The organism is Rheinheimera sp. (genome assembly GCF_036568245.1).
GTDB lineage: Bacteria > Pseudomonadota > Gammaproteobacteria > Enterobacterales > Alteromonadaceae > Alishewanella.
Window position 1 is genome coordinate 1 of record NZ_DATCSY010000136.1, and the last position, 12491, is coordinate 12491.

The following is a 12491-nucleotide window of genomic DNA, read 5'->3' on the forward strand; positions in this document are numbered from 1 at the left end:
TGGCGGCCTTTGACAGAACATTCGCCATTAACTTTCATGCAGTAGTTAGCAGCACTAAGTACTTTCTGCCTCTGCTTCAGGCTTCTTTGACACCTAAGCTGGCTATTGTCAGCTCAATGGCGCATTTCTTTCCGTTTACTAAAGCTCAGGCTTATGGTGCCAGTAAGGCCGCAACAAGTTATTTTGCCGATAGCCTGCGCCTTGATCTCGCCGGCAGTGGTATCAGTGTGCATTTGATTGAACCAGGATTTGTTGACACGCCACTGACGCAAAAAAATGATTTTGCCATGCCATTTTTACTGCCGGTGCAGGAAGCGGCAAAACGTGTCTATAACGGTTTGCAGCAGGGTAAAACGCGGCTGCGTTTTCCGTTGCGATTAAGTTTACTGTTAAAGACGTTGTCGATGCTGCCTTACGGCTTGCGAAATAGTGTGGCACAGAGGATGAAACAATGAATCAGGCAACCGGATTTAACTGGCGCGCCCTGATTGGTTTTCAGTTGTGTTGGTTTGCACTGGTGTTTAACCAGAATCTGGTGCTGCTGCCGGTTGGGATTTACTGGCTTTATGGTTGCTGGCGTTTGACCGCAAGACAGCGTCTGGCGGTATTGTTAATTTCAGCTGCCGGGCTGGCCATAGACGCGCTGCTGACACACAGTAACATCTTGCAGTTTCGCACTGAAGAAGCCTTTTCACTATTAGGAATGCCGCTGTGGTTTGTGGCGCTATGGGCGATATTTGCACTGGCAGCGGTGGAGTTCATGGCCAGAGTTCTAACATCGCCCTGGGTGGCCGCTGCGCTGGGCGCAAGCGGTGGCCCTTTGTCGTATTACAGTGGGGCGGCACTCAGCGGTGGAGCGTTGCAGTTTCCATCAGGTATCTGGTCTGCCATCTGTTTGATTTTGGTATGGGCATGTATTGCTGTTTTGCTGGGACAAAGCAGGAGGTTATATGTTGAAGCAGCTTAGTACTGTCATAGCGTTTTGCTTTACGCTAAATGCGTATGCTTTGCCGGAGTTTAAAACCGTGGGTGAGGGGTCGTACCGCTATTTATTCTGGCAGTTGTATGACGCCAGGCTGGCAAACGAGACTGGTACCTTTAAAAATTATCAGCAGAGCTCGCCTTTGCTGTTAGAGCTGACATATAAGCGCGATATCAGTAAGCAGCAGTTTATTGATGCGACAATCGATGAATGGCGCAAGCTCGGGCTTAGCAGTGATGAACAGCATCAGCGGTGGGCCTCTGAGTTACAAAGCTTATGGCGCGATGTGAAAGAAGGCGACACTTTAGCAGCACTGCTGCAAGCTGATGGTAGCGTGATATTTTATTTTAATGGTGAAGAGACCGGAACGCAGAGTGATTCTGACTTTGGTAACGCTTTCTTTGATATCTGGCTGCATCCTGATACCAGTGCGCCGAAGCTGCGCCGCCAGTTAATAGCGGCGCAGTAGCTTTAGATTGACGTAGCTAAGGTTACTTAGTTTGCTGAATATATTGGATTAGCTTTTTTGCAATGTGGGTGTTGTCCTGAAAGCCGGCAAAGTTTTTAGCGTCTTTACCATAGGCCAGCACCGCCACATCAATGGCCGTGTGACCACCGGTTGTCCAGCCAGTGAACGAATATTTAGCCACCAGTTTGTTGGACAGTTTTCGCAGAGTATCTTCGTCTTGCTTACGTGTGCTTAACAGCTCTGCTTTTTCGGCATCGTTAAGACTAATCGACGTCAAATCGGCCCACAGTGCCAGCGCGTCCTGATCAGAGGCTGCTTGTTTTAGCTGCTGTGCAATACTGCGGCCTGTAGCCTTGACTTGTTTTACTACATCAGGCAGCCACTGATATTCGCCGGCGGCGCCAAGTGATAAACCACCCGTTTCGTGATCTGCAGTAATGACCAGCAGGGTATCTGGGTGAGTGTCAACGTAGGCTTTGGCTACTGCGATCGCTTTAGCGAAATCATGCATTTCAGCCATGGCACAGGCAATATCGTTATCATGGCCACACCAGTCAATCTGGCTGCCTTCCACCATCAGCACGAAGCCTTTTTCTGCCGGTGTCAGCAGTTGCAATGCTTTTTCGGTCAGCGTGGCCAGTTGCTTATCCTGTTTGCTGTTCAATGCAGCAGGTAAAGCAGTTTCTGCCAGTAATGCCAGTGCCGGTGTTTTAGTCAGGGTATCCAGTTGCTGCCAGCTGTCAGTGTACTGAAAGCCTAATTGTTTGAATTCGCTCACCAGATCGCGGCCGTTACGGATAAAGTAATCGGTACCACCACCTAACATCACATCGGCTACCGGCATGCCATTAATGCGGTAATCCAGAAACATATCGGCGATTTCATTGTAATTGCGCCGGCTTTTGTTATGCGCCAAAAAAGAAGCCGGGGTGGCATGGTTGATTTGTGAACTTGCCACTATACCATTGGCTTTACCCAGCCTTTTCGCCAGCTGCATCATAGTACCAATGGGAATATGCTGACGGTTTACGGATATAGCGCCATTGTAACTTTTGACGCCGGTTGCCAGAGCAGTAGCCCCCGCTGCGGAGTCGGTGACATAAGTATCGTCATCCGGATAGGTGCTGGCAACGCCTTGCCACAGCTCATCAAAAATCGTGTTTTCTACTGTTTGGGTGCTGGTATCGTCGCTGTAGTAACGATAAGCCGACAGGTATGCCGGGCCCATGCCATCGCCAATCATATAAATAATATTCTTTGGTGCCGCCAGTGTTGCAGCAGGTGTTAATAACAAAGCTAACGATAACAAATGTCGACGCATACAGGTTTACCTTAATAGGGCTTGATGTTCTTAGCTGCTAGTGTACTTTATAGCGTAGCTGTGACAAATGGATGTCGATGAAGCGGCAGTATAACAGGCTCAGTGTTTTGTTTTGAATGGTGCGTGCACAGTGGCTAAATTCACTGCACAGGGAACTGAATTAAAACTGAATACTCGAAGCAATAGTTAACGTATATGGCAGTGTTTGCTGCCATGTTGAGCATTGCCAGCACTTATAAAGGTTTGAAGTATGTCAATTATTACTACAAGAAAGACAGTGGTGTTATCTTTATTGTTTAGCTGTATCGCGTTTTCTTCGGTTGCAAATGCTGCGCCGTCGCTGTCTGAGTTTCAGCAGCTAAGCGAGTCGACGCAGCGCAGTGACGAAAATATCCAGCGTAATCAGTACCGTCATCCGGCACAAACCCTGCAATTTTTTGGCCTTGAACCGCAAATGTCAGTACTGGAAATTTGGCCTGGGCATGGCTGGTATACCGAAATACTGGCACCGTTTTTAAAAGCGCAGGGAAAATTGACACTGGCGCAGTTTCGCCACAATGATGGTTCATTAAAGGATGAGCGTAGTATTTTCTGGGCGCGGGTCAGCGAGCGGCTGGCACAGCGTATAGCTGACAATGCCGAGTATTTTGGCACGCCTGACATGATTGAGCTGGACCCACCGCTGTTTTATCCGCAGCAAAATGAACAATATGATATGGTGCTGACATTTCGCAATGCCCATATCTGGAATGAAGACGGTAACTTGTTTGCCACTTTACAAAGCATCTTCGCGGCATTAAAACCCGGCGGCGTACTCGGTATGGTTGAGCACCGCGCTGCACGTTTATCGGATATTTCAAGCTCTGCTGTGGAAGGCTACCTGGATGAATCTTATGTTATTGAAGCAGCAGAGCTGGCTGGTTTTACATTAGTGGAAAGCAGCGAGCTTAACGCTAACCCGGCAGATACAAAAAATTATCCGAAAGGGGTGTATGCCTTGCCGCCGACACTGGCTATGGGTAACTATAACAAAGCAGAATACCTGAGGATCGGTGAAAGTGACCGTATGACATTAAAGTTTGTCAAACCGGTGCAATAAGCTGCACTAATTGTGCAATGCTGGCAATTATGGGATGATTAGCCGTTAGAGTAAAAACTCCAATGAAACCACCAAAGCAATAAAGCGCAACAACAGATTGCGTGCGGGTGGTTTTATATCTATAAAATAATAACCTTAGACAAGAGGAGAGGGCGGTGGATAGAGTTTGGATAAAACGTTACCCGTCAGGCGTACCCGCAGAAATTAACGCTGATCATTACCCGTCATTACTGGATATTTTTGAACAAAGCATCGCCCAATACCCGGACAAAACCGCTTTTATCAATATGGGTAAAAGTATCAGTTACCGTGAACTGGATAAACAAAGTATTGCTTTTGCAGCTTATTTACAAACTGAGCTGGGGCTGAAAAAAGGTGACGCCGTTGCCATTATGATGCCAAATCTGCTGCAGTATCCGATTGCGCTGATGGGCGTATTGCGGGCTGGCTGTGTAGTGGTAAACGTAAACCCTTTATATACACCGCGTGAGCTGGAACACCAGCTGAACGACTCTAAAGCAAAAGCCATTGTCATTGTCGATAATTTTGCCCACACGCTGGCAGCGATAGAAAGTAAAGTTAAACTCGATCATATTATTCTGACCAAAATGGGTGATCGTCTGGGTGCGTTAAAAGGCACTATCGTGAATCTGGTCGTCAAGCATATCAAAAAGCTGGTGCCTGCGTATAAACTGAGTAAGTTTGTCGGTTTTAACAGTGTGTTGGAAAAAGGCGCCAGCAGTAACTACCGTAAACCTGAGTTGCAAGGCTCTGACATAGCCTTTTTACAATATACCGGTGGTACTACCGGTGTATCAAAAGGTGCCATGCTGACACACCGTAATATGGTGGGTAACCTGGAGCAGGTCAGTGGCTGTCTGGACAAGTTACTGGAAAAAGGTGCGGAGAAAATTGTGACGGCGTTGCCGCTGTATCATATCTTTGCGTTAACCGCGAACTTCTTTACCTTTTTCAAATATGGCGCAACAAACCTGCTTATTACAAACCCGCGCGATATGAAAGGCTTCGTCAAAGAGCTGAGCAAATTTCATTTCACCATCTTTACCGGTGTGAACACGCTGTACAATGGCCTGCTGAATACCCCTGGCTTTGCTCAACTAGACTTCAGTGGCTTAAAAGCCTCTATCGGTGGCGGCATGGCGGTACAGCGCCCTGTCGCAGAGCGCTGGCAAAAAGTAACAGGTACCCGATTACTTGAGGGTTATGGTTTGACAGAATGTTGCCCGCTGGTAACGGTAAGCCCTTACGATATTGACGGTTACAACGGTAGTATTGGTTTACCGGCACCATCCACTGATATTAAGCTGGTTGATGATGATGGCAACGAAGTGCCGCCAGGTGAGCCGGGCGAGATGCTGGTAAAAGGGCCACAGGTTATGCTGGGCTATCTGAACCGTCCGGAAGAAACGGCGAAAGTGCTAAAAGACGGCTGGTTGTATACGGGCGATATCGCCCGTATGGACGAAGAAGGCTTCTTTTATATCGTTGATCGTAAAAAAGACATGATTCTGGTGTCTGGATTTAACGTGTACCCAAATGAAATTGAAGAAGTTGTCGCCATGCATGACAAAGTGCTTGAGGTTGCAGCTGTTGGTGTGCCAAATGAAGCCACAGGCGAAGCGGTGAAGTTGTTTATCGTGAAAAAAGACGCCAGCCTGAATGAGCAGGAAATCATTCAGCATTGCCGGCAACATTTAACGGGCTATAAAGTACCAAAACTGGTAGAATTCCGCACAGAATTGCCAAAAACCAATGTTGGTAAAATTTTGCGGCGAGAACTTCGCGGTTAACACGCAACATAACAAAAGCCGGCTCTGATGCCGGCTTTTGTTTGCAGTATATTTTCATTACCAGAGTAATACAGGTAACAGATGACAGGGTTGATAACCGACAACGCAGCATTGGCAGCTTATTGTCAGAAGGCCGCACAGCGCAAAGTGCTGGCACTGGATACAGAATTTATTCGTCAAAGCACGCTGGCGCCCAAGCTTGGCCTGATCCAGATGTTTGACGGTGCCGCACTGGCGCTGGTTGACCCGCTTGAAATTACCGACTGGACACCTTTTGTGCAGTTGATGTCAGACAACCGCATAGTGAAGCTACTGCACTCATGCAGTGAAGACATTGAAGCGCTTGCAACCATTGGGGTTATTGATATTACGCCGTTGTTTGATACTCAGCTTGCGGCCGAGCTGGTTGGCTGGGGCAGCAGTATGGGCTATGCCCGTCTGGTTGAGCAGCTAAGTGGCGAGGTGCTGGATAAAAGTGAGTCCCGTACAGACTGGCTGGCGCGGCCTTTAACAGCAACGCAGCTACAATACGCTGCAAACGATGTGCATTTTTTGTATCCGTTATACGACAAATTACTGTCGCACATGAATCAAATGCAGCAGCAGCTGTTGCTGCTTGAGGGGGCGCAATTAATGCGTCGCCGCGAACAACAACTGCCGCTGGCATTTAAATATCTGGAAATTAAAAACAGCTGGCAACTAAGCCCACGCGAACTGGCCGTACTGCGCGAACTGGCGGCCTGGCGCTACAGCTATGCGCAGCAGCGTGATTTGGCGCTGGGGTTAATTTTAAAAGATATCCACCTTATTGAACTTGCCAAACGGCGGCCATCAACGGCAGAAAGCCTGATGAACATTCCGGGTATGCCACCACGTGATGTGCGCCGCCACGCTAAGCTACTGGTTGATATTATCACCCAGGCCAAAGAGTTGCCGTTGTCACAGTGCCCGCAGCGCTTTTATCACAACGACAGCTTCGCCGGTTATAAAGAAACCGTAAACGAGCTGACAAAAGCAGTAAAAACCGCAGCTGATACCTTAGCGATACCGGCCGAATTTATGTCTGTTAAGCGCCAGCTCAATGAATACCTGAACTGGTGCTGGCGGGTATCGGATGGGGAACGTCAGCAATTGCCGATACCAGAGTATCTGACCGGCTGGCGTAAGCAGCATTTGTTACCGTTTCTGCCACGGCCTGATCATATCAATCTGTAGCGCGCCGCGCTACGTAGCATTTGTCACTTCGGTTCAATGCTTTTTTTTGACATTTTTATTCGATTTTTGTCACTAAATTGCATTGATCGCGCGAGCTGAGCCTGGCGTAACACTTCAGCGACTTTTAACTGAAGGGTTATAACAATGCTTGAGATAAAACACTTTGCTTTACCTGCAGTATTGGCACTTTCTTTAACCGGATGCTGGTTAGATGACGATGACGACCCGGCACCAACGCCGGAACCTCCTGCGGTAGCTGATGCCACCGTTCAGGTGGTGCATGCAGTTATTGACGCACCCGATGTCAATATCCTGGCAAATAACAACGCAGCGATTACTAATCTTGCTTTTGCACAGGCGTCTGAAGTGCTGGCTCTGCCGCCTGCCACTTACAGTATTGCCGCAGAGGCACTTCTGCCTGGCGATGACCCCGCAACTGTTATCGGCCCGGTAGATTTAAGCCTGGAAGAGGCAAAGCGTTACACCGTATTCGCTGTTGGTAAAGTGGTGGATGACTCACTGGATGCGCTGGTCGTGCCTGGTACCACAGCGGATGTCAGCAGTGGCAAAATCCGTTTGCAGGTTGTTCATGCCGCAGCAGGTGCCCCTGAAGTTGAAGTACATGTCACTGCGCCGGATGCAGAGCTGGGCTCTCCGCTTGCAACATTAATGTTTAAAGACTTTACCGACTATGTTGAAGTCGACCCTGCCCAGTATCAGGTACGTATTACCTTACCTGGCACTAATACCGTGGTGTTTGACAGTGGCGCTTTAGATTTAACCACAGCAGGCACTGATCTGGTCGTGGCTGCTATAGATAGCCAGTACTCTGGTGAGTCGCCGGTATCCTTGCTGGCCATAGCGCAGGATGGCAGCGAAATGGCTATTCTCGATGCCGATGCAACTGCCTCGGTCAGGGTAGTGCACAATGTATCTGACGCACCGGCAGTGGATGTGATCGTCAATGATGCTATTACCCTGGTGGATGCGTTAGCCTTCCCGGATTTTACACCTTATGTGGCTGTGGCGCCTGATACCTACAATGTGAAAGTGGCTGCCGATGCTGATAACAGTGTGGTTGTTATCAACGCCGATCTGATGCTGGATGCCGGTGCTTATTACAGTGTGCTGGCTGTCGGGGCTTTGGGCGAGAACAGCATAGAACCGCTGGTGTTATCTGATATGCCGCGCCGCATAGCGACAGAAGCGCAGGTTCGTATCGTGCATGGCTCAACCTTAGCCGGTAATGTCGATATTTATGTTACCGCAACCGAAGATATCAGCGCGGCAACACCCGCCTTTGCTGATGTGCCTTTTAAAGCTGAAACCGGCTATGTATCGCTGGCCGCGGGGGACTACGTGGTCACAGTAACGCCAGCCGGCAGTAAAACCGCAGCCATTGGTCCGGTAGCGTTAACGCTTGAGGCAAACAGCATTTATACCGCTATCGCCCGCGATGGTGTCGGGTTAACAGCAGATGTTGGCCTCATTTTAATGGACGATTTTGTCCAGCCATAAAACCAAATAACAGAAGGTCCTGTTAAATTAAAGCCCGCAAACGCGGGCTTTGTGTTTAGCAGCAAATCAGCGATCAGCGCTTATCTTCCGGGAAGGTAACGTTTAGCTCCAGCACCGACAATTCGTCGTCGCGTTTTTCCAGCGATACGGCAATTTGCTCGGGTGAAATATCCACGTATTTACGGATCACTTCGAGAATATCGCGCTCAAGCTGCGGCAGGTAATCCGGGCTGTTACGCTTTCTGCGTTCATGCGCGACAATAATTTGCAGCCGCTCTTTGGCGGTGTTGGCGCTGTTTTTCTTGTTTGAACGAAAATAATCCAGTAATGACATCCGTTATCCTCCAAATATCCGTTTTAACAGGCCCTTTTTCTCCACAGTTAAAAAGCGGAAGGGTACTTTTTCGCCCAGCAAGCGATCGACTGTATCAAGGTATGCCTGACCGGCGTCGCTTTCGGCATCCAGAATAACCGGCTGGCCCGAGTTAGAGGCGTTTAGCACGGCTTGCGACTCTGGAATGACGCCGAGCAAATCAATAGACAGGATCTCTTTTACGTCATCTACGCTTAACATCTCGCCTTTTTCTACCCGCTCCGGGTTATAACGGGTGAGCAGCAGGTGTTCTTTAATCGCATCCTGACCTTGTTCAGCGCGGCGTGATTTGCTGGATAACATACCCAGAATACGGTCAGAGTCACGTACTGATGATACTTCAGGGTTAGTGACTACTACGGCTTCATCGGCAAAGTACAGTGCCATCATGGCACCGGCTTCAATACCGGCTGGCGAGTCACAAATAATAAAATCAAAGTCTTTAGCCAGCTCGTTCAGAACGCGTTCTACGCCTTCTTTGGTTAATGCATCTTTGTCACGGGTTTGTGACGCCGGCAGAATAAACAGGTTGTCGGTACGTTTATCTTTGATCAGCGTTTGTTTTAAATTGGCTTCGCCGTTAATTACGTTAACGAAGTCATACACCACGCGGCGCTCGCAGCCCATAATCAAATCTAAATTACGCAGGCCAATGTCGAAGTCGATAATAACGGTTTTGTGGCCTTTTAATGCTAAACCTGTACCGATAGCTGCGCTGGAGGTGGTTTTGCCTACACCGCCTTTACCTGACGTGACAACAATAATTTTTGCCATCAAAAATTCCTTATACTAATTCTGCTAATACCAGTTGGTCGTCCTGCAGCTTAACGCAGGCTGACTTGCTCCAAAACTCACCTTGCAGGCTTTCGCTTAGCCAGTAGTTGCCGGCAATAGATACCAGCTCGGCCTGCAGGTTATAACAATAAATTCGTTTGCTGCTGTCACCGGCGGCACCGGCTATTGCCTTACCACGCAGCGTGCCGTAGATATGGATATTGCCATCGGCAATCACTTCAGCACCGGCGCCAACCGTGCCTTTAACAATAAGGTCGGTGCCTTTGGCATAAATCTGCTGGCCAGAGCGCACTGCATGTTCAACCACTTTGCTGTCCATCGCCACACTTACCGTATTCACCGCAGGGGCCGCTTTACTGGCCGGGGCGGCAGCTACAGCAGCTTTGCTGTCTTTACCCAGTTGCAGCGCGGCTAAACCGGCTTGCTGCGCTTGTTGTTTTAAGGTGCTGCTGGCACCACAAACGCCAACCAATACCAGTTTTAACTCAGTAAACAGTTGTTTTATCGCAACAAAATCCGGTGTTTGCTGGCAGTCTGTAAGGTTAAGAATAATAGGTGCCTGATAAAAAAACGCCGGCGCCTGCGCGAGTTTCTGGCTTAATTGGGCTTGCAGGGCACTGACACTGAGATCCGGGCAGGAGAGTACCGATAAAGGGAATAAGCTCCCTTTGAGTTCCAAAGTCTGATCTGACATAACTAATTCTTTGCGCACTTATTATAATTTGTCGCGGGTGCGGTTCAGGCCTTGCCAGACCGCGCTTTTATTTGCGTTGCCGCCTGCTGGCGGGTACGCAATAACAAGGCTTCATGTTATAGTTTAGGCCTTCGTTAAGCAAGGTTGAGGCGTGGTTTTATTCGATGCTGTGTGCAGTGTATAAAAGCCGGAAAAAAGACAGTACCTATTTGTATGTTAAGCAACGGGATGACTTCTCTGCAGTGCCGCAGGCATTGCTCGATACCTTTGGTAAACCCGAACTGGTGACCGTGATTAATTTAGATAAACGGGAACATCTGGCGCTGGCAGATATCGATAGAGTGAAGCAGCAGTTGCAACAGCAGGGCTTTTACTTACAGCTGCCGCCACCGCCAGAGGATTTGCTGGCACAGCACAAAGCGCTTCAGCGCTGATTTTATTAGTATTTTCATCATCAACAGGCCTTTTTATGTTTAGAACGCTGATTGCTATTACCACTGCGGCCATATTCAGTACTGCTGTTTTTGCCGCTGATACCAAACCTGCATTTGCCGACTACACCGCCACATTAAAGCAGGAGGCGCTGAGTAAAGGTTATGCGCCACAGCTGCTTGATGAGGTATTTTCTTCGCTGCAGTTTCATGAACGTGTGGTAAGTGCTGATAAGTCACAGCCCGAATTTGTGGAAACCTTAAGTACCTATTTGCCGAAAAGAGTCAGCGAAACCCGCATAAAAATGGCGCGCGAGCGCTATCAGCAGTATTTGCCGGAACTGACAAAAATAGGCGAAAAATACGGTGTGCAGCCACGTTTTATCGTCGCGCTGTGGGGGCTGGAAAGTAGTTTTGGCCGTATTATGGGGTCCTACTCAGTACCTTCTGCACTGGTAACACTGGCCTATGAAGGCCGGCGTGAAGCCTTTTTTAAAGCCGAGTTTTATCATGCGCTGGATATTCTGGCGCAGGGCCATATCAGCCTGACTGATATGAAAGGTTCCTGGGCCGGTGCCATGGGCCAAAGCCAGTTTATGCCAAGCTCTTTTATGGCCTATGCGCAGGATGGTGACGGCGATGGCAAAAAAGATATCTGGACTAATCAGCTGGATGTATTTGCCTCTATTGCAAACTATCTGAAACAGCAGGGCTGGGATAATAATAAAACCTGGGGCCGCGAAGTGCTGCTGCCGCAGAATTTTGATTTCAGCCAGGCTATTGCCCGTGGCAGCTTGCAGCGTAGCGAATGGCTGGGGCGCTGGGCGCAGTCTGAGCGCAGTTTGTCAGACTGGAGTGCTTTGGGCTTACAACGGTTAAATGGCACTGCGTTGCCCGCGGTTGATATCAGTGCAGCGCTGATTTTACCCGATGGCGACAGTGGCCGGGCATTTTTGGCGTACGACAACTACAAAGTGCTGATGCACTGGAACAAGTCCTATTATTTTGTCACCAGCGTAGGCTACCTGGCCGATCTTATCGTCGCAGCGGAGTCGTAATATGGCGTATCAACATCGTGATATAGATGGCAATAGCATAGCGTTACCTGTCGGTAAGGTCGTGTGTATCGGCCAGAACTACCAGGACCATATCGCCGAGATGCAAAGTAAAACAGCGCCTGAGGCATTGTTCTTTATCAAGCCAGCTACTGCGCTGTGTAGCTTTGCACCTGGCTTTAGCATTCCATCCGGCAGAGGGGCGGTGCACAACGAAACTGAACTGGCGGTACTGATTGGCAAAACACTGAAGAATGCCAGTGTTGATGCAGTGGCTGATGCTATCTGGGGTTACAGCCTGGCGCTTGATTTAACGCTGCGCGAGGTACAAGCCGAGCTGAAAAAGCTTGGCAGGCCGTGGGAGATCGCCAAAGGTTTTGATGGCGCCTGTCCGGTAGCGGGGTTTGTCAGCAAAGAGAAAGTAGCGCAGCCTCAGCAACTGGCGTTTCAGCTGCAGGTTAACGGTGAAACGCGTCAGCAAGGCAATACTGCCAGTATGATACGCGGTATAAACCAGCTTATCAGTGAAATGAGCAGCCATTTTACGCTGCAGCCAGGTGACATTGTGCTGACGGGGACGCCGGCTGGCGTCGGGCCGCTGCACTGCGGTGATACGTTGCAACTGCAACTGGCCGATCTTTTTATCCAAACAAGCAGAGTAATTTAAGCATGGCGCTGGAAGAACGTTACTGGGAAAAAAAATCCCTGGCCGAGATGACCACGGATGA

At 49.1% G+C, this 12491-nt stretch carries 14 protein-coding genes; 10 read left to right on the forward strand and 4 right to left on the reverse strand.

Translation table 11 applies throughout. The features are described from left to right. The 3 genes from VIN66_RS05870 to VIN66_RS05880 all read left to right on the forward strand — a co-directional run. The coding region (locus VIN66_RS05870; protein WP_331923098.1) for an SDR family NAD(P)-dependent oxidoreductase at positions 1-455 on the forward strand (455 nt) is incomplete at its 5' end. Then, positions 452-967 (forward strand): DUF2878 domain-containing protein, encoded by a 516-nt coding sequence (locus tag VIN66_RS05875; protein ID WP_331923099.1) that lies wholly within the window; start codon positions 452-454, stop codon positions 965-967. The genes VIN66_RS05870 and VIN66_RS05875, both read left to right, overlap by 4 nt. Further along, positions 951-1451: a chalcone isomerase family protein gene (locus tag VIN66_RS05880; protein WP_331923100.1), complete on the forward strand. Its 501-nt coding sequence runs from the start codon at positions 951-953 to the stop codon at positions 1449-1451. The genes VIN66_RS05875 and VIN66_RS05880 overlap by 17 nt, the downstream gene beginning before the upstream one ends. A 22-nt stretch (positions 1452-1473) precedes the next feature. Here the strand turns inward: VIN66_RS05880 and VIN66_RS05885 are convergent, their stop codons facing one another. Next, a complete protein-coding gene (locus tag VIN66_RS05885; protein ID WP_331923101.1) occupies positions 1474-2772 on the reverse strand; it encodes an alkaline phosphatase in 1299 nt (432 codons plus the stop codon). A gap of 250 nt (positions 2773-3022) precedes the next feature. On the opposite strand from VIN66_RS05885, the gene VIN66_RS05890 reads away from it, so the two are divergent. From VIN66_RS05890 to VIN66_RS05905, 4 genes are all read left to right on the forward strand, one after another. Then, positions 3023-3871, forward strand: a complete 849-nt coding sequence (locus VIN66_RS05890) for a methyltransferase (protein ID WP_331923102.1) — start codon at positions 3023-3025, stop codon at positions 3869-3871. Positions 3872-4026: 155 nt separating this feature from the next. Then, positions 4027-5682, forward strand: coding sequence for a long-chain-fatty-acid--CoA ligase FadD (gene fadD / locus VIN66_RS05895; protein ID WP_331923103.1), 1656 nt, complete (start codon positions 4027-4029; stop codon positions 5680-5682). Positions 5683-5763: 81 nt separating this feature from the next. Then, positions 5764-6897 (forward strand): ribonuclease D, encoded by a 1134-nt coding sequence (rnd, locus tag VIN66_RS05900; RefSeq protein WP_331923104.1) that lies wholly within the window; start codon positions 5764-5766, stop codon positions 6895-6897. Positions 6898-7041: 144 nt separating this feature from the next. After that, positions 7042-8415 carry a DUF4397 domain-containing protein gene (locus VIN66_RS05905; RefSeq protein WP_331923105.1) on the forward strand — a complete coding sequence of 458 codons (1374 nt, stop codon included), beginning with the start codon at positions 7042-7044 and terminating at the stop codon, positions 8413-8415. 73 nt (positions 8416-8488) lie between these two features. Here VIN66_RS05905 and minE read toward each other — a convergent pair whose 3' ends face one another. The 3 genes from minE to minC are packed head-to-tail and all read right to left on the reverse strand — an operon-like array spanning position 8489 to position 10277. Continuing rightward, complete coding sequence (gene minE, locus VIN66_RS05910) at positions 8489-8749, reverse strand: cell division topological specificity factor MinE (protein WP_134055998.1); 261 nt, start codon at positions 8747-8749, stop codon at positions 8489-8491. A gap of 3 nt (positions 8750-8752) precedes the next feature. Next, on the reverse strand, positions 8753-9562 hold the full coding sequence (gene minD, locus VIN66_RS05915; protein WP_331923106.1) for a septum site-determining protein MinD: 810 nt from the start codon (positions 9560-9562) through the stop codon (positions 8753-8755). 10 nt (positions 9563-9572) lie between these two features. Continuing rightward, entirely contained in the window at positions 9573-10277 is a 705-nt protein-coding gene (gene minC / locus VIN66_RS05920) for a septum site-determining protein MinC (protein WP_331923107.1), read from the reverse strand. A 164-nt stretch (positions 10278-10441) separates the two neighbouring features. Between minC and VIN66_RS05925 the strand changes: the two genes are divergently transcribed. Genes VIN66_RS05925 through VIN66_RS05935 form a run of 3 tightly spaced genes read left to right on the forward strand, consistent with a single transcriptional unit; the run spans position 10442 to position 12430 of the window. Continuing rightward, entirely contained in the window at positions 10442-10711 is a 270-nt protein-coding gene (locus tag VIN66_RS05925; protein WP_331923108.1) for a YcgL domain-containing protein, read from the forward strand. A 35-nt stretch (positions 10712-10746) separates the two neighbouring features. Continuing rightward, the gene (locus VIN66_RS05930; RefSeq protein ID WP_331923109.1) at positions 10747-11766 is read left to right on the forward strand and encodes a lytic murein transglycosylase; all 1020 of its coding nucleotides are present in this window, start codon (positions 10747-10749) and stop codon (positions 11764-11766) included. A 1-nt stretch (position 11767) separates the two neighbouring features. Beyond that, entirely contained in the window at positions 11768-12430 is a 663-nt protein-coding gene (locus VIN66_RS05935; protein ID WP_331923110.1) for a fumarylacetoacetate hydrolase family protein, read from the forward strand. Positions 12431-12491: the final 61 nt, after the last annotated feature.